The organism is Enhygromyxa salina, from assembly GCF_000737335.2.
Taxonomy (GTDB): Bacteria; Myxococcota_A; Polyangia; order Nannocystales; family Nannocystaceae; genus Plesiocystis; species Plesiocystis salina_C.
The window spans coordinates 66616-84318 of sequence record NZ_JMCC02000003.1 but is presented as its reverse complement, the minus strand read 5'-3'; the positions used below and the strand labels follow the sequence as shown (position 1 = coordinate 84318).

14 protein-coding genes are annotated in these 17703 nt (G+C 66.5%); 5 read left to right on the top strand and 9 right to left on the bottom strand.

Annotated features, from left to right (window positions below; genetic code table 11):
• Nucleotides 1–7: 7 nt before the first annotated feature.
• On the bottom strand, nt 8–877 hold the full coding sequence (locus tag DB30_RS01865; protein WP_052546216.1) for a hypothetical protein: 870 nt from the start codon (nt 875–877) through the stop codon (nt 8–10).
• A 194-nt stretch (nt 878–1071) separates the two neighbouring features.
• Between DB30_RS01865 and DB30_RS42680 the strand changes: the two genes are divergently transcribed.
• A complete protein-coding gene (locus tag DB30_RS42680) occupies nt 1072–1830 on the top strand; it encodes a helix-turn-helix transcriptional regulator (RefSeq protein ID WP_052546215.1) in 759 nt (252 codons plus the stop codon).
• 49 nt (nt 1831–1879) lie between these two features.
• Here DB30_RS42680 and DB30_RS01855 read toward each other — a convergent pair whose 3' ends face one another.
• Nucleotides 1880–3565, bottom strand: coding sequence for a M14 family zinc carboxypeptidase (locus DB30_RS01855; RefSeq protein WP_240480140.1), 1686 nt, complete (start codon nt 3563–3565; stop codon nt 1880–1882).
• A gap of 375 nt (nt 3566–3940) precedes the next feature.
• Here DB30_RS01855 and DB30_RS01850 point away from each other — a divergent pair, with 375 nt between their 5' ends.
• Nucleotides 3941–4846, top strand: coding sequence for a hypothetical protein (locus DB30_RS01850; RefSeq protein WP_146657840.1), 906 nt, complete (start codon nt 3941–3943; stop codon nt 4844–4846).
• A 70-nt stretch (nt 4847–4916) separates the two neighbouring features.
• Here the strand turns inward: DB30_RS01850 and DB30_RS01845 are convergent, their stop codons facing one another.
• Nucleotides 4917–6458 carry a serine/threonine-protein kinase gene (locus DB30_RS01845; RefSeq protein ID WP_052546212.1) on the bottom strand — a complete coding sequence of 514 codons (1542 nt, stop codon included), beginning with the start codon at nt 6456–6458 and terminating at the stop codon, nt 4917–4919.
• A 196-nt stretch (nt 6459–6654) separates the two neighbouring features.
• On the opposite strand from DB30_RS01845, the gene DB30_RS01835 reads away from it, so the two are divergent.
• The 3 genes from DB30_RS01835 (at nt 6655) to DB30_RS01820 (ending at nt 10959) form a co-directional block, all read left to right on the top strand.
• On the top strand, nt 6655–8661 hold the full coding sequence (locus tag DB30_RS01835; protein ID WP_205632886.1) for an IgGFc-binding protein: 2007 nt from the start codon (nt 6655–6657) through the stop codon (nt 8659–8661).
• A 241-nt stretch (nt 8662–8902) separates the two neighbouring features.
• On the top strand, nt 8903–10588 hold the full coding sequence (locus tag DB30_RS01825; protein ID WP_052546210.1) for an FG-GAP repeat domain-containing protein: 1686 nt from the start codon (nt 8903–8905) through the stop codon (nt 10586–10588).
• A gap of 128 nt (nt 10589–10716) precedes the next feature.
• The gene (locus DB30_RS01820; protein ID WP_052546209.1) at nt 10717–10959 is read left to right on the top strand and encodes a hypothetical protein; all 243 of its coding nucleotides are present in this window, start codon (nt 10717–10719) and stop codon (nt 10957–10959) included.
• A gap of 28 nt (nt 10960–10987) precedes the next feature.
• On the opposite strand, the gene DB30_RS01815 is transcribed toward DB30_RS01820, so the two are convergent.
• The 6 genes from DB30_RS01815 to DB30_RS01790 all read right to left on the bottom strand — a co-directional run bounded on the left by DB30_RS01815 (nt 10988) and on the right by DB30_RS01790 (nt 17670).
• Nucleotides 10988–11878, bottom strand: a complete 891-nt coding sequence (locus DB30_RS01815) for an endonuclease/exonuclease/phosphatase family protein (RefSeq protein WP_052546208.1) — start codon at nt 11876–11878, stop codon at nt 10988–10990.
• Between the two features lie 102 nt (nt 11879–11980).
• Complete coding sequence (locus DB30_RS43005) at nt 11981–12187, bottom strand: YjzC family protein (RefSeq protein ID WP_146657836.1); 207 nt, start codon at nt 12185–12187, stop codon at nt 11981–11983.
• Nucleotides 12188–12261: 74 nt separating this feature from the next.
• Nucleotides 12262–13557, bottom strand: coding sequence for a serine hydrolase domain-containing protein (locus DB30_RS01805; RefSeq protein ID WP_052546207.1), 1296 nt, complete (start codon nt 13555–13557; stop codon nt 12262–12264).
• A 9-nt stretch (nt 13558–13566) separates the two neighbouring features.
• Nucleotides 13567–14958, bottom strand: a complete 1392-nt coding sequence (locus DB30_RS01800) for a Vgb family protein (protein ID WP_165703584.1) — start codon at nt 14956–14958, stop codon at nt 13567–13569.
• Between the two features lie 104 nt (nt 14959–15062).
• Entirely contained in the window at nt 15063–16313 is a 1251-nt protein-coding gene (locus tag DB30_RS01795; RefSeq protein ID WP_052546205.1) for a vWA domain-containing protein, read from the bottom strand.
• A 298-nt stretch (nt 16314–16611) separates the two neighbouring features.
• Complete coding sequence (locus DB30_RS01790) at nt 16612–17670, bottom strand: D-alanine--D-alanine ligase family protein (RefSeq protein WP_052546204.1); 1059 nt, start codon at nt 17668–17670, stop codon at nt 16612–16614.
• Nucleotides 17671–17703: the final 33 nt, after the last annotated feature.

The following is a 17703-nucleotide window of genomic DNA, read 5'->3' as shown; positions in this document are numbered from 1 at the left end:
TTGGCGATCATGGCAGGTGAGGGACGGCGTCGAACAGATCGTGGGTCTGGAATTCCCGACGGATCGCGTAGTAGGCGTCGCTGAGCGCGGCGACCTGCTGCGAGTCGCTCGCGTCGGGATCAACGAGCAACAGCTGGCCGTCCGCCGCACCGTCGGCCTCGTCGAGCGCGGCAAAGTCGACGCCATCGAACAGCCCGTCGCCCTCGAGCAAGTCGTGGGTCAGCAGGCGTAGCCCGATCGTGTAGGCGCTGGCCTCGGTCACGCTGGCCTCGAAGGGGGCGCCAATGATCTCGCGGTCTGGCGGCGAGTCGATCACGATCGTGAACTCGACCGCGACGGTCGCGGCGTCGATCTGCTTGCTCGCGGTCCCGCGCAGCACCGCGGTGTGGCCAAGTAGATCGTCGGTTGCGGACAGGCCGTCGCGCTGGGCTTGGCCCCGACCCAGGCCGAAGTTGAGCGCCGTGTACTCGCCCGCGATCAGCGTGGCGAGCCCGAGCTCACGGCCAGCTTCGTTGGCAAAGTCGATCACGTGGGCACCCGGGAGCTCACCGATCACCTCGCCGCCCTGCTGGTGACCGGGGTGCGCCCAGGCCTTGGCCTCGAGCAGATCGAAGGCTGCTCCGATCAGCACCGCACCCGTGGTGCGGCGTTCGTCGTGGACCTCGCCAGCGGTCGTGAACAAGAGATCGACGATCACGACGCGGGCCTCGTCGAACTCGACGGTCCAGCCGAGGTCGCTGGGCGCCTCGCTGAGCCCAGACCCGTCGACCACGACGGGGAGCTCCACGCGCGGTGCCTCGCTTGGCTGACAGCCCGCAACCACGAGGCCAACGCACCCGAGCATGAGCGCGACCGTCAGCGGCGTTCGGCGAGTCATCGCGGCAGTCTCAGTGCGATGGGCGGGCCCGTCAACACCGTGGACGGCGGGGTTGAACGCCTAATCAGCGCGCCCAATCAGCGCGCCTCAACAGCCCGTTGGTGGGGGAGTCGCAACCCGCGAGTTCGGTGCGTTCGAACACAGTCGGCGAGCGCCAGAGCGTCCGCTGGCGTGAGACATTGGGTAGGCTTCGAGTGAACGACCGAGCCACGCCCTCCCGCGATCGACGTACGTCCGCACCGAGACCTCCCAGCGGCCTCGATCGACTTGGCGCCGCGATCACCTCCCGCGTCGTCGGGGTCGCGCTCGCCGAGCTCGACGCCGTCGTCGCGACCTCGCTGGCCGATCTTGGCGAGGTGCTGGGGCTGCGCTGCGCTGCGCTGTTCGAGTTGCGTCCCGATCTTGGCGGGCTCTGGCGCTGGCAGTCGTGGAGCGTCGAGGCCAACCAGGCTCCCGGGCGCGAGCGCGTCCACCCGAGCTTGGACGCGATCGTCCACCACGTACCCGAAGGCATTTCGCCACGCCTCGGGGTCCGGCTGCGGATCGGCGGCGCAACGGTGGGTGCGCTCGTGCTCGACGGCGGCAACGATCGACCCGCCCAAACACCCCAGCTACACGACGCGCACCCCTGTTGCGCCGCGTTGGCGATCGCGCTGCTTCGCCGTGACCACGCGCGCGCGCAGACCCAGCTGCGAAGCGGTCTCACCAACGATCACACCAAGCCGAGCGAGGTCGCCACGGGGCAGACCGAACTTGGTCCGTTGACCGTCCGCCAGCTCGAGGTCTTGCGGCTGCTCAGTCGCGGGCAGACGATGAAAGAGATCGCCGCCGCGCTGGGGGTCAGCCCACGCACCGTCGCGTTTCACAAGTATCGCATCATGGCGGCGCTGAAGATCCGCACCAACGCCGAGCTGCTCATGCATGCGCTCTCGTGCGGTCTGGGCGAGCGCTGACGGCCGCGAGGTTGCCCCCGCGGCCGTCCGTGTTGTGGCTCGAGCTCGGCTACAGCACGTCGAGGAACACCGCGCTTGGGGCTCCCCAGTTGCCGTTGGCGTCTTGGCCCTCGACCATGAGCAGGTAGCGACCCGCGGTCCACCCGGTGGTGTCGATCGTCGTGGTGGCGCCCTCGGTGGTCGCGTTGAAGGTCCCGTCGGTGGCTGCCATCGCGTGGGTTGTCGCGCCCGACCACGAAGGTTGGTCGATCGTGTAGCGCGCCGCCGCGATGTTCTGCGTGGCCTCGCTACCCCAGCCGTTGCTGTTGTAGCGGGTGTCGTCGATGTCGGCGGTCAGCGTGACGCTGGTCCCCGCGACCACCGATGAGGCCGAGACCGCGACGCTGGTCGCGTCGGGGCCGGCCGGGGTCTGGTAGGGGCGGCGAGCGGCCTTGAACGCCTCGCGCAGCGCCGCGAAGTTGTCGGGCACGATCGTCGACTCGAAGCTCGCGCAGCTCTGGAAGAACGAGGTGCCAACCTCGAAGGTGAACGCCGCGATCCCGAGCGTGCCGTAGGCCCAGTCGTCGGTTGAGCCGCTCGCCGCGTACAGGCACACGGGGGCCTGACAGACAGGGTACCCGTTGTGATAGCCAAACTTGCGCCCAAGCGTGCGCAGCTCGGTGAGGTTCGGGGCCCCGGCCGCGCTCCAGCTCCACGGGAACAGCACCAGCGGGCTATAGGAGTGCAGCGTGATCATCAGGCCGGTGGTGTCGGCCGGCGCCGCGTCGTTGTCGTTGGGGCCGCGCTGATCCGCGAAGATCGAGCTCATGTAGGTCTCTAGCGCCTGGGTCTCGGGCTCCGACGCCGAGGTCCTGCGGTAGGTCAGGTTGCACGCCCTGGTGCTGGTGCCCGCGCCGCCAAATTTGAACGAGTGATTGCGGTTGAGGTCAACGCCGTGCTGGCTGTACGAGGTTGGCGGATACGAGCAGTATCCGCTGCTGGTGTTTCGGTTCTTGCGCTGGGTGTAGCCTTGCTCGGCGATCTTGCGGCCGTCGGGGTTGGCGTGGGGCACCACGTGAAGCTCGAAGTTGTCGAGCAGCCAGGTCGCGTCGGGATCCGTGCCGTAGTTGGTGATCATCTCTTCGGCGAAGCGAATCGCGAGCTCGGCCGTCGCGTACTCACGCGCGTGGATCGAGCCCATCAAGAAGAAGCGCGGCTTGGGGCCAGCGATATTCTCGTTGGTCACGATCATGCCCGCGATGTCGTAGCCGCTCGAGCCGCCTGGCGTGACCTTGTCCCATGAGTCGCCAATATCAATGAGCTCGACCAGATCAGAGTAGTCCGAGGCCAGCGTGCTCATGTCCGTCGCGGTCTCTTCGACGGTGCGGTAGCAGGCGTAGCCGGAGATCGAGCGGAATCCGCTGACCATGCTGGCGAGCTCCTCGGTTGGCTCATGTTGGATCTCGACCGCGAAGCCCTCATCGAGCAGCCGCTCGTAGCTCTCGGGCTCGACGAGCATGGCCACATAGCCCTTCGCCCGGTCGGCGTGCTCGAGCACGTCAAATTCACTCACCAACCAATTGAGCTTCTCCTCGGTCTGGTATTCGACGTGAACCAGCATTGTGGCGCCGACTGGATCCGCGCCGAGTTGGCCTGCGTCCGCGTCTTGCTCGGCCGCGCCGCTTGGCTCGGCTTCCGACGGGCCTTCACTGCCAACACAGCCGCCCAACGACAGCGCGAGGCATGGAATTGCCAACAATTGGGTGGGCCGACGGCGTGAGCGAGGACCAAAATACGATGAAAGAACGGAGTGTGATGTGCGCATGTGTACCTGGAACCGGACGAGAAGCCCCGCCCGAGCTGAGAGATAGTCATGGGCCCCAAAAGAGCCGTCATTGACGGGGCGCACTATCAACAAAGAATGTGGTGTTTACACCTGGCAAAATTGCCAGTCGATGTCGAAAATCGAGCATGGGTGTGGGGGTCTCCCCGACGTCAGTGGGGTTCGCGGGGCGTCACGCAACTGGCGCACCGGACTGGCTGCCGGCAAGCAGCGAAGCGCTGCGAGGCGCAGGACGGCCACGCGGTGGCCACGTGGGTCGCGCATCCACGAGGTCGGTAGCCTGTCTCCATGTCCAAGCCTGCATTCGTCCTGGTCGCGCTGAGTTTGATCGCCTGCACCGACGACGGTGCAGCGAATGTAACGACCGGCAACGTCGATACATCGGCGGATGCCTCGGATACCCAGATGGACACGGATGCTGCGAGCGGCGACGAGACCGGGGGCGGGGGCTCGGAGAGCGGGTCCGAGGACGCCGAGGCCGGCGATGGCGACGGCGACACGGGTGAGGAGCTCCCTCAGTGGGCCAAGCTGATTCGCAGCGATCCCTACCCGCGGCTGGTGATCGAGCTCGACTCCACCCCGGGCTTCGAAGCCCGGGCCGAGGTCGCCGAAGACATCGTGACGCTGTTCTCGGGCATGCTCGACAAGCCCGCTGGCATCGAGATTGTGTGGGACGACGAGATCACCCCCAAGGGCGACGGCGCGTGGACACCCGCCGATCGTTCGCAAGCCGCGAGCGAGCACCGCAACCTCGAGATCCCCGACGACGCCGTCAAGGTCCACGTGATGTTCGTCGACGGCCACGCGGCGGAGGACGAGGAGATGTCCGGGGCGATCTTGGGTTACGCGTGGGGCTCGACGATCATGATGTTCAAGGACACGATCCAATCCAACTGCATGGCCGCGATCCTTGGGCCGCTGCAAGACCAGCTGTGTCGTGAGGCGGAGTACTTGATCTGGGCCCACGAGTTTGGCCACGTGATTGGTCTGGTCGACAACGGGCTGCCCATGGTCGAGGACCACCGTGACCCAAACCCGGACCACGGCGACCACGACGCCAACGCGGACTGCGTCATGTATTGGGCGTACTCGAGCACCGACGCGCTCGACTCGATCCTGGATCGGCTGATCAACATGCAGCCGCCCGTCGAATTCGACGACGCATGCCTCGCCGACATCGACGCCGCCAAGTAGTGACGCGCGCTGTTGCGCCCAAACCCAGAGTCGCTCGCAGCGGTCACGGCATTCATGGCACTCACGGCATTCATGGACTCGCGCGCAGGCGGGTCACCGTGAGGGTGCCAGACACGTCGTCGGCCGCCGAGGCCCAGGTGCCGCTGCCGTCGGCCGCGATCGACCAGGTTCCAGCGATGTTGCGCCCCAGCACTTGGTACTCCAGCTGCGCCGTGCCGTCGTCCGTGACGGCGCCGCTGAACTCGTACTTCCATCGCTCTTTGCCGTCGAGCAGCTTGCGACCGGTCCCGCTGAGGTCGCAGCGATCAACGTCAACGCTGATCTCGTTGAGCGAGCGCCCGCCGATCCAATTGGACTTGGTCGCGGCGGTCGCCACAGTGCGAAGCTCCCAGTCGCCTTGCCACTGCGCAGCCACCCGCGCGCACGCGTTCGCGCGGGGCCGCGCGGGGGCCTGGGCAGCCGCACGGGAGCCCGGCTTGTCGACCACCGCGGCCTCGTCGCTGGATGGGTCGTCTTCGCCGAGCAGCGGACCCACGACCAGCCCCCCGATCACCGCGGTGAGCAGCAAGCCGCCCGCGACCACCGTTGGCATGATCCACGGCGCGGGCCCCTGTGGGCGGGTGGCCTCTGCGACGATTGCTATGGTGTCGAACTTTTTGACTCCTGCCGACTGGTGGCCCCCGGCTGACTGGTGGCCCGGCACAACCCGCGCCGCGCCCGAAGACGAGCTGCTTGGCGCGGGCGAGGACGGCTGAGCAGACCCCGGCGTCGCCCGATGGGTAGCGAGCACCGCGAGCACTTCGTTCGCGTTGCGCGGCCGCGCGGCGGGGTCCTTCTCGAGCAAGCGCACCACCAGCTGCTCGACGTTGGGCGGCAGGCCCCGGCGGGCGTGCTCTGGCAGCCGCGGCGTGGGTGCGGTGCACAGCTGCTCCAAGAACACCCGCGGCGAGTCGGCCTCGAAGGGCGCGCGCCCGGCCAGCAGCTCCCACATGACAAGACCAAGCGAGAACAGATCCGAGCGGCCGTCGACTGACCGCGCGTCGATCTGCTCGGGGCTCATGTAGCGCAGCGTGCCAGCCGGGTTGTTCGTCGTGTTGCCGGCCATGGTCTGGACGATCTTGGCGATCCCAAAGTCCATGACCTTCACGCGGCCATCGGTGAGGCGCATGACGTTCTCGGGTTTGAGGTCGCGGTGGATCACCGCTGGCTGCCGGGAGTGGGCGACCCGCAGCGCCGAGGCGATCTGCCAGGCGTAGTCGGCGACCTCGCGCCAGGGCAGCGCGCCGCGAGCGTTGAGCAGCTCGCGCAAGGTATGACCCTCGAGGTATTCGAGCGCCATCACCAGCTGACCTTCGATCTCCGCGCAGTGCAGACAGCGGACGATGTGCGGATCGTCGAGGCTTGCGAGGATCCCCATCTCGGCCACGAACTGGCGGCGAGCCTGGCCGGTCCCGCTGAGCTCGCTGCGCAGGATCTTCAGGGCCACGCGGCGGCGAGACAGCTGCTCTTCGGCCTCGTAGACCGTCCCCATCCCACCTTGGCCGAGCACGCGAAGGATCAGGTAGTCACCGAACGGCCGCGGGTGTTGGGGGTTGGGCTCGGTGTCGTGCATCCGAATCGGCTCGTGGGCGGTCAGGATACACGAGCCGTGGCTCCAGCGTCGCGCCGATGCTGGGGCCAAGCGCGGCCGAAGCCGGCGGGTCGCGCGGCCCACGGACCGCCTGAACAGCGTGGTCGCCGGACTTCATTGAACCGGAGGACACATACTGTTGCTTGTGAGCTCCGGGCACAGGTGGGATGATCACGACATGACTCGCTTAGGTCTGCCCAATTTCGCGCTCGTGCTGCCATGCGTCTTGCTGATCCCCGTTGCCACCGCAGGGTGCAACGACGACACCAGCGTGACCGACACCGCGACCTTCGAGACCGACACGGGAGACGGCGACGGCGATGGCGACGGAGACGGCGACGGAGACGGAGACGGCGACCCGGGCGACGGCGACGGCGACGGCGACGGCGACGGCGATCCCAGCGAGTGCCTCAATGGTCAAGAGCAGTGCACCGACACCGGACACGACATCTGCGTGGACGGCAGCTGGGAGTCCGACCCATGTCCGGCCGACACCTATTGCAAGGCGGGCACCGGCACCTGTGACCCCTGCGAGTGTGTGCCCGGCGAAGAGGGCCTCTGCGCCGACGAGAACAACATCTCGGTCTGCAACGACGAGTGCTCGGGCTACGACGCCAGCCCGTGCGTGGGTGGGCCCTGTATTGTCGACGCTTGCGCCGAGCTGATCTGCTCCCCCGACGCGTCGTACTGCACGAGCGACGACACCTTCCACATTTGCAACGACACCGGCACAGAGTTTGGCGACGAGCAAGAGTGCCCCGGCAATGAAGTGTGCTTTGGCGGCGAGTGTGTCGACGCCTGCGATAAGGCCGAGCTCACCAAGTCCAGCGTTGGCTGCGAGTTCTGGGCGGTCGACATGGCGAACCAGCCGCCGCGCGACAAATTCACCTACGCGATCTCGGTCGCCAACCCCAGCGAAGACGACATCGCAACCGTCAAGATCTGGGACAAGCGCATCGGCGCCCAGACCGTCATCATCCAAGACACCGTGGGTCCGCGGCAGTCGAAGGTGTTCAACGTCTCGGGCTCGCACGGGGGCTACACCAGCTACTACAACGGCATGGACGCGGGGATCCTGACCAGCGGCATCGCTACGGGCACCGCGTTTCGGGTCGAGACCGACATCCCGGTCGTGGCCACGCAGTTCAACCCGATCGGCGGCGCGTCCAGCATCACCGCGGAGGCCTCGCTGCTGCTGCCCACGCACTCGCTTGGCAACGAGTACCTGCACCTCGCGTGGGCCCTGGGTTACGGCGCCGGGTCGGCCCTCAACGTGATCGCAACCGAGAACGACACCACCGTCACGATCACCCCCCACGTCGACACCCCAGCAGGCACGGGCGGGCTCCCGGCAATGACCGCCGGGGTCCCAACCGACATCGTCCTCGACGCCTACGACTACATTCAGATCGGCATCGTCGATCAAAACATGGAGGACCAGCTGCAGAGCATGTCCGGCTCGCGGATCGAGTCCGACAAGCCCGTCGCCGTGTTCGGCGGTCACTCCTGCGCCAACGTCCCCGACGAGGTCGTCAACGGCTGCGATCACGTCGAAGAGCAGATCTTCCCGCTCGCAACGTGGGGCAACAACTACGTCGCCTCGCGCAACCCTATCCGCGACATGGAGCCGATGCGCTGGCGGATCATCGCCAGCAAGGACGACACCGTCATCGACTTCGAGCCCCCGATCTCGCTGGGGGCCCAGATCATCCTCGACAGCGGCGACATGGTCGAGTTTGACGAGCACCAGGATTTCTATGTGTCGGCCGACGATCCGATCTTGATGGCCGGCTACATGTACGGCTGCTCGTCGGTGACCTCGCCCTGCATCGGCGATCCCTACATGGTGCTCATGGTCCCGGTCGAGCAGTACCGCACCGACTACGTGTTCTTGGTCGATGACTCGTACGTGCAGGACTTCGCCAAGCTGGTCCGTCCCGCTGGCGTCGAGGTCAACGTCGAGTGCCTTGGCGGCCCGGTCCCCGACAATCGCTGGACCGCGATCGGTGCCAGCAACTGGGAGTGGGCAACGATCGACATGAACCCCGGCGAGGCCATGTGCACCCAGGGGACCAACCAAGCCAGCTCGGCGCAGGGCTTTGGCGTGATCGTCAGCGGGCAGTCGAGCTTCGCCAGCTACGCGTACCCGGGCGGCCTCTCGCTCGACGAGATCAACCCGCTGTAATCCAGCAGGGTGTGGAAGTTCCGCGGGCGTCGTCAGATGCGTCGCTGCGCGCCGAGGCCAAGGAGCGAAGCCGAAGTCGTATCGGGCATACTTCGAGGTTTTGCGACGCAGGCATTCGGTGGGCAGAGGCGTATCTGGCGTCGTGGGACGGGCCTACCGGTCGAACGCGGGCGTCTCGGTTGTCCGAGGCGCCCGCGTTCAGACCTAGCGAGTGACCCGGACATCAGTGATACTGGCGGCCATGCGGCTGCGACGTCTTGGTGGGCTTGCGTTTGTCTCTGGCCTGGTTGTTGGATGCGGTGACAGTGGATCGGGTGAGGGCGAGGGGCCAAACACCTTCACGCTGAGCGCAGAGACCAGCGCATCCAGCGGTGACGGAGACGGAGACGGTGACGGCGATCCCGGTGACGGCGACGGCGATCCCGGTGATGGCGATGGTGATGGTGATGGTGATGGCGACGGTGACGACGACCCAGTGAAGTTCGACGTCGAACCAACCATGACCGACGTGCCCGGCAACACCGGGGATCTGTGCAAGGTCCAAGAAGACGGCGACGGCATGGGCCCGTGCGAGGAGGTCGCCCCCGCCAACAGCTTCGAGCCGGTCTTGCAGTGGGCGTTCACGCCCGACGACGGCAACCACCAGACCCTCACGACCCCGCTGGTCGCCAACCTCACCGACGACAACGACGACGGCGAGATCGATCTTTGCGACATCCCCGACGTCGTCTTGCTCGCGTTCCCGACCGCGCCCAACCCCGGCAACCTGTACGTGCTCGACGGTGAGACCGGGGCGCTGCACTTCAAGATCCCCCAGCCGGTCAATTGGCGGACCACGCCTGCGCTCGGCGACATCGACGACGACGGGGTCTCCGAGATCCTGGTGCAGTCCAACCAGAACACGATCTACTGCTTCGAGCACGACGGCACCCTGAAGTGGGAGAGCGCCTCGGTCGCTGCGGCCCCGCACGCCGGCACCGGTCCTGCGATCGCGCTGGCCGACATCGACACCGACGGCGACGTCGAGATCATCTTCGAGAACATCGTGCTCGACCACAACGGGCAGGTGCTGTGGACCAGCAACACCACCAACCAGTGGAGTCCCGCGACCGTGGCCGCGGACCTCGACGGCGACGACTACATGGAGATCATCCATCCAACCGCCGCGTATCGCTACGATGGGTCGCTCTACTACGACAGCGCAGGCGTGGGCTCCGGGTTCACGGCCGTCGCCAACATGGACGACGACGACGACCCCGAGATCGTGATTGCCTCGAACACCGGGATCTCGGTGCTCGAGCACGACGGCACCGTCAAGTTCAGCGGTCTCAAACCAGTCGGTGGCTTCAACTACGCGCGTCCGCCAGCGGTCCACGACATGAACGGTGACGACATCGCGGACTTCTGCGTGGGCGCAGGCAGCCGGTTTGCCGTCTACAACCAGATGGGCGGCGTGATCTGGGACGTCGCCGTTGACGACGGCAGCGGCTCGGCTGGCAGCACCGCGTTTGACTTCCTGGGCGACAACGGGGCCGAGGCCATGTACGGCGACGAGAACTTCATCTGGGCGTTCGGCCAGGGTGGCGCGCCGGTGGTCCAGCAAGCGCGCAGCAGCGCGACGGTCGTCGAGTACCCGATCGTCGTCGACGTTGACAACGACGGCTCAGCGGAGATCGTCGTTGGCTCGAGCCATCCATTTGTGTACAGCGGGGACGCCAATCCGTTTCCGACCGTGCAGGTGTTTCAGGACGCCGAGAATCGGTGGATCCAGGCCCGGCGGATCTGGAATCAGCATACCTATCACGTCACAAACGTGCGCGAGGATGGCACGATTCCGCAGTATGAAGACAAGCATTGGTTGGAGCTGAACACCTTTCGGACCAATGCGCAGATCGAGAATGGTGGGATCTGCGATCCGGTTGGGTGAACGGGCGGGGTGCCGAGTTGGCAGGTGAGGGCCGGCGAGATCGGCACTCGGGGGTCCGGCGCTGATTCTAAGTGCTTGATATTGCTTATAGTTTTGCGTCGGAACGCGTATCGCTAAGCACTACCGCGATGACGATCACAGCGCTTCTACTCGAGTCGTTTCTGTTCGCGCTCCTCGCAAGCCCGCCCGGTGGATCCGGCGGTGACCATCCTCCGCGGCCGCCTCGCGAGGCTGTTGAAGCTTGCGTCGACAAGGCGAGCGGGGACGCGTGTTCGTTCGAAGGTCGCGAGGGCGAGACCGTGGACGGCTCGTGCTTCACACCTGAAGATGACAAGCCGCTCGCGTGCCGGCCCGAGCAACCGCCGCGTTGAGCGAGCGCTATCGCGTCGGCCCGCCGCCTCAAAACGCGACCGTCACCGGGCAGTGGTCCGACACCTGATCATAAAACACCGGGCAGCTCTCCCCCGGCTCGCAGCCAACGCTCTCACACGGCCCACGCGCCACAGCCTCCCCCGCCGGCCGGCTGGTGAACACGTGGTCCAGCGCGCTGCCAAGGCAGGTGTTCTGCGGCCGCCAATAGGCCGTACACCCCAGCTCTTGCGTGGTCCAGTGCAGCCCCGTGTCACCCGCAAACTGCCCGAGGTTCACCCGGTCGACCTCACCCGTCGAGTTGAAGTCACCCATCACGATCACCTGATCACCCCCCCGCGCCGAGCGGCGCACGATCCCCGTCAGCACCTGCAGCTGCGCACGCCGGGTCTCGACCCCATCACCACCCGCTCGCAGGTGCACGACGAACACCCGCAGCGTCGGCCCGCCGTTGCGGTCGAACAGCCGAACCTCGAGCACGGGCCGGCCGCTGCCCTTGGTCTGGGTCCCACGATGCAAGCGCGCATAGTCGAGCTCGTAGTGGTAGCCATTGTAGAGCACCCCCGGAAGCAGCGGCCGCTCCGTTCCAGCGTAGGGCCCAAACTCCGCGCGCCAGCTCTTGCCCAGCTGCCGCTTGGCCGCCGCCGCAAACGCGACCGGATCGTTGATCTCTTGGACCGCGATCACCGGCACCTCGAGCGCCTTGATCGTCTCGAACGCGCCGTCGATCTGCCCCGGGCTCTCGGGGAAGTTGCGAATGTTGAAGGTGGCCACCCGCAGGCCCGGCTCTGGGCACGCGCGCTGGCTGCCCACGAACAACAAGATCGCCAACCCGGCCAGCGGCAGCGCGACGCCGCGGCGAAGCCACACCAAGCGCGCGAGCAGGCCAAGGATCGAGCGAGGTCGAGCGGCATCGGTCACCCGAACAGTAGACCTCCGCGGGCTTCGGTGCGCAATCCCTCCCGGTATACGCGAGAGGGTGGCCTCGGTGAGCCAAGCTCCCCGAGGCCACCGTGCTCGAGCTCAGCTGATGCGCTGCAACTTCCACCAGGCCGCGGCATTCGTCGACCTGACGGGAGGGAAGGGGTTACCTCGCGTCATCGGGATCACGCGCTCGTCCTGCGTGGGCTGGGGGGTTGTGGATGGAGCGTCGGCGTATCGATCGAATACATACGATCCGCTGGTTGGACACGTCGCGCCGGTTTTGAATTGGTCGCCAATGTTGGTCATCTGTACGCGACCGTGAAGCTGAAGCCCGGGTGGATCGAATGGGCTGTACGCGCGATCTCACATCGCGTCGCCCATCACGAACTCGGTGATCGGCGATCCGCGGCGAAATTGGCCGCCGTACACACCCCAACCGTGCGCAGGTCGGCGGGCAGACGACCCACAAAACAATTCGTGACCACCGCCACCGAGAGCTCGCGCTCTGGATCCGCCCACGCCCCCGAGCCACCCAACCCAAAGTGCCCAAATGCATCTGCGCTGGCGATCCCAAGATCCCGGTCGCGGCCAAACATGGACACCCGCACGCCCAGCGACACTGGCCGGTGGTAGCCCATCTTCACCCGCAGCGGGAATGGGATCACGCGCCCAAGCCCAACGCTCTGATCTGCGCGGGCCCGATCGATCGCGGCGCGCGACAACAGACGCACCCCACCAAGCTCGCCGCCGTTGGCCAGCGCCGCGTAGATGCGCGACAGCGAGATCGCGTCGAACACCCCGTTGACCGAGGGGATCACGGCCCGCAAGAACGCGGGCGCGTTCAGGTTGAGCTGTGAGAGCCCCGGGGGGGCCATCGCTCGCATCGCCTGGGCGGGATCAAAGCGCAGACCGAGCGCGCGGGTGACTTTGCTGCCCAACCCAATACCCATGCCGATCCCCGCCTGGGCCAGCGCGGGCGCCTGCGAGACCAGCGAGCGGGCTGCTCCCGAGCGTGGCGGCTCTCCAGTCTGGACTTGGATGATCTTGGCGACGCGATGGTGCTCTGAGTCCGGCAGCCCAATGTAGCAACCAGTCAGCGCCAGCGGCTTGGCGATGCACTCGCGCAGCAAGTCGGAGAACAAGGCCCCGGTCGCGCGCTGCAACAGCTCGCCGACCAGCCAGCCAAAGGTCCACGCGTGGTAGCCAAGATCCCGCCCAGGCGCGTGCGCAGGCTTGGCCCGCGCGAGGGCGCCGACCATGCGCTCCCAATCATAGATATCCTCGATGCGCTCGATCGTGTCGGGCAACATGTAGAGCCCCGCGCGGTGCGAGACGAGCTCGTGGACGGTGATGTCCCGCTTGCCAGCTTGGGCGAACTCCGGCCAGTAGCGCGCGACCGGTGCGGCGAGATCAATGATCCCGCGATCGGCGATGATGTGCAGCAGCGTCGCCGTCACGCCCTTGACCGTTGAGAGACCCATCACCAGGGTCTCGGGCTGCATCAGCGCGCCGTCCCGATCCCGGGTTCCAACCGCGAGGTTGGCGACGAGCTGACCGCGGTGATGCACGCTGAGCACGGCGCCACCGGGGCCGCGGGCGGGCACGTAGAGCTCGAGGGCGCGGACCAGCGGCGCGAACTCGGGGGTGACGAACCCTCGCGGCTTGGCTGCGCTCACCGGTGGTCTTCAGCCGTTTGGACTGCCCACGCTGCTCAGCGCGAACCCAGTCATGTCGGAGTAGGTGTACGCGCCAACGAGGCCGTTGTAGGTCTGAAACTGCCCGGTCTCGGGGTCGATCTTGCTGACGTTCGACCCGTTGGCGACCGCCCACACGTAGCCCTCGAAGTCGATGCTGATCCCGTACGCGCCCCCGGCTGGCCAGGATTTTTCGACCTGCAGGGTGTCGCGGTTGACCCCGATCACGCCTTGGTTGCCGCTCGAGGCCTGCCACAGCAAGCCGTCTTCGCCGACGTCCGCCATGCAGCCGGTGTAGCCGCCAGTCGAGGCCGTGGTCCACGTCTCGAGCACCGGGTCGAAGCGGGCCACATAGTTGCGACACAGCCAGACCATGCCGTCTTCGTCGACGGTCATGCCGTACCACGAGGCGTCGTTGGGGGTGTTGTAGACGGTATAGGTCATGTCCTCGCGGTTGACCTTGAGCAGCTTGCCCGAGCTGCCCAGCTGCGAGCCCCAGAAGTTGCCGTCGCCATCCACGGCGCCGCCGTAGATCCCGTAGAAGTCCGCAGCCATTCCGTTGCCGCCAGTGGGGACGTTGATCATTTCTTTGATCGAGCCGTCGTCGCCGTCGAGCACCATCACGTCGATGCCCTGGCCGTTCGAGCCGGCCGTCCACAGCTCTTCGTCTTCCCACTGGCAGGTGCCCTGGTTGAACTCACCGGGCCCCCACGCGACCGGGCGCTGGGTCTGGTAGTTGAACGGCGTGTGCCAAGCAACGCACTCTTCTTCGCCCCAGGGCAAGAACGCGGCGCTGTTGGAGGTCTGGATGCCGGGCATCCCGTTGGACTCTTCGCAGAAGCTCTCGTCGGCGTAGATCTTGGTGACGCCACCCACGCGACTGGCGACCGCGACGTGGCCCGAGAGGCTGACCGAGGTCCGCGAGGGGCTGCCCCCGCCGTTGGGGCGGACCTGATAGCGGCCGACCTCTGTGACGGTCTTGGTGTCGATCTTGGAGATCGTGCCTTGCGAGCTGTTGGCCGCCCACAGATACGACCACTCGGGCTCGTTGGCGTTGCCGCCCCCGCCGCCGCAGTTCATGGATCCGTCGGGGACCGAGAGCGTGTCCCACTTGTGGTTGCCACCGTCAGCGGAGCCGCCATCGCCGTCACCATCGCCGTCGCCGGGATCACCGTCGCCGTCGCCGGGACCCGAGTCGCCATCACCATCGCCGCCTTGATCGTTGCCGTTGGTCTCGCTGCTGTTGCCGTTGTCGTTGCCGTTGTCCAGGGTGCCGATCGGCGCCGGTCCATCTGCAATGAATCCGTCAGCCGAGTCATCACCGCAGCCGCTCAACAACAACACGCCCACGCTCATCAAGTTCAGTACGGGTAGCTTCTTCACGTCCGCCAACTTAGCAAAAGATCGCGGTGACCGGACAAAACAAATCGACCACGGCGAGACGCCGTGGTCGATTGGCTTGGCTCCGTTGCCAGCCCGGTACGAGACTAGCCGGCCGGCGGGCAGCCGTAGGTGCCGTCGAACACGGCGCCACCGGTCTTGAAGTCGTCACAGTAGGTGCCGCAGAAGGTCACGATCACGCCTTCTTCCAGCCAGGTCCAACCGTCCTCGTTGGCGCAGTCCTCGACCTTGGGGATCTTCATACCGTCGGAGGTGAACTCCACGTAGGGGATCTGGATTGGATCCGGCGGGCCCTGCTCGGTGCTGTTGAGGTCGATGATGCACTCGGTGATGTCTTGGAAGATATCGCCAAGCGCCATCAGCAGCTCGTCTTGGTTGGTGGAGTTGAAGAACTTCTCGGCATCGTTGCCACCGTTCTTCGGCGCGCCACCGGCGAGCGCGACCTCGTTGAGGCCGACGAAGGGGTTGGCCTCTGGCGAGCCGTCGACGCCAGCGCCAACGTACTCATCGACGATGTCGATGCCGATCACGAAGGTCGTGATGTTGCTGTCCATGTACGCCGCCTCGACGGTCGGCGCGAGGGTATCGTCGTAGACCTCGATCAGGTCGAAGGTCGTCTGCCCGCCGGGCGTGCAGTTGGCCGCGCCGTCGGTGATCAGCAGGACATACCTGGCCAGATCAGGCGACTGCGCCTCGAGGTGTGCGACGGCCGAGTTCATTCCGCGGGTCGCTGGGGTCCCACCAACGATCTCCAGGCTGTTCGCGTTGGCGCCGGGGATCGCCGAGATGATCGCCGCGCCGTTGTCGAGCGCGACGCCGACCTCGGGCATGCCGTTGGTGATGCACGAGTCGGCGTTGTAGCAGTTGGAGCTCTGCTGGGTCGCGTTGGGGCACGCGTCCTCGGATGGAAACCGCTGAATCCCGGCGTTCATGGCCGGGCCGAACTGGTCCATGACCGTGACGACGACGCCGTGCAGCGAGTTCCAGCGGGTCACGTCGGGGGTCTGGTCGTCGAGGTCGTGGTCCCAAGAGTTGATGACCATGCTGCCCGAGGCATCGACCACGAGCACGACGTTCGGGGGCACGTACTCCGGGGCGATCGAGACCTCGCCACAGTTCATGCCGTCATCACCGTCGCCGTCGCCACTCGTGGCGGGGTCGCCATCGCCATCACCCGCGTCGCCGTCGCCATCGCCGGTGTCACCGTCACCGTCGCCGCTCATGGTGATGTTGATCGAGGTCGAGTCGTCGGCGTCCGTCTCGGGTGGGTCACTGGGACACGCTGCCAGAGCGAGCGCGAGCGGAAGGGTGAGGCAAGTTGTAATGGTGCGGTTCATTGGTTTTGAAGCTCCTCGAGCGTGACGGGATCGCGGGGGGGGTCGGAGGTTCGACACCAGCAACGCTGGTCTTTCTCGCCGAATTTTTTGGGTGTCCGCTGGGGGACCACGGTCGCCGTCACCTCGGTTCGGGAGGATGGAATCTTAACATCGAACGAAGCCGGGTGGGGGCCCGTCCGCGAGGGCGCTTGTTCGCGTCGTTCGATGATAGCCATGAACGGCGTTCAATTGGGAATTTTGTCGGGACGCTCGTAGCCGCTTTGGTCGAGCGTCGTCACCCGTCTATCGCGCAGGTGGATCAGCGCAGCGTCGCCAGCGTCCTGCGCCTGCGGTCGGCGTCGAGCCCAAGCTCGACGAGCCGGGTGATCAGCTCTGAATACCCGATCCCGGCCGCCCCCATCATCTTGGGATACATGCTGATCGAGGTGAAGCCGGGCATCGTGTTGACTTCGTTGAGCCACGGCGTCAGCGAGCCCCGCTCGACCAGAAAGTCCACGCGCGCGAGCCCAGCACAGCGGGTGGCCCGAACCGCCCGCAGCGCGAGATCGCGGAGCAGGGCGGTGGTGTCACGCGGGAGCTCGACCGGGATCGCGTAGGTCGCGACATCGTCGATATATTTGCTTTCGTAGGTGTACCACTGACCGGTGGGCAAGATGATCTCGCCCGGCATGCTGACGATCGTGTCGGGTCCGCCGTCGCCCAACACGGCCAGCTCGATCTCGCGCGCGTCGAGACCCTGCTCGACGATGATCCTGGTGTCGTAGCGCAAGGCCAGCGCGAGCGCGGCGTCGAGCTCGGCGCGGTCGCTTGCGCGGCTCACACCAACGGAGGAGCCCTGGTTGGCGGGCTTGACGAAGATCGGGTAGCCGAGCTCGGCGGCCGCCCCGTGGGCCCGGGCGAGCGCGTGCTCGTGGCCCTCGAGCACGACGTCGAGGCTCAACCCCGGTGTGACGGGGATCTCGTAGGGGGCCGCCGCGACGTGGTGCTTGAACGCGGCCTTGTCCATGCACAGCGACGAGGCCAGCACCCCCGACCCGACGTAGGGCACACCCAACACCTCGAACAGCCCTTGAAAGGTGCCGTCCTCGCCGTGGGGACCGTGCAGCAGCGGGAACACGCAGGCGCACGAGCGCAGCAGCGGGGCGATCTCGGCGACGTCCTCGCCGTCTTGCACGAGCTCGGCGAGCGGGCGCGCGGGCGACCCGGTCTTGAACTGGCCCTCGCGCGTGACCGCGATCGGCACCGGCTCGAACCGGGTGCGGTCGATCGCGGCGAGGACCTCTGTCGCGCTGCGGATCGAGACTTCGTGCTCCGAGGAGCGACCTCCATAGATCAGTGCCAGGCGCTGGGTGCTCATGATTTGGGTCGGTCCGGTCGGCGGAATCTATCA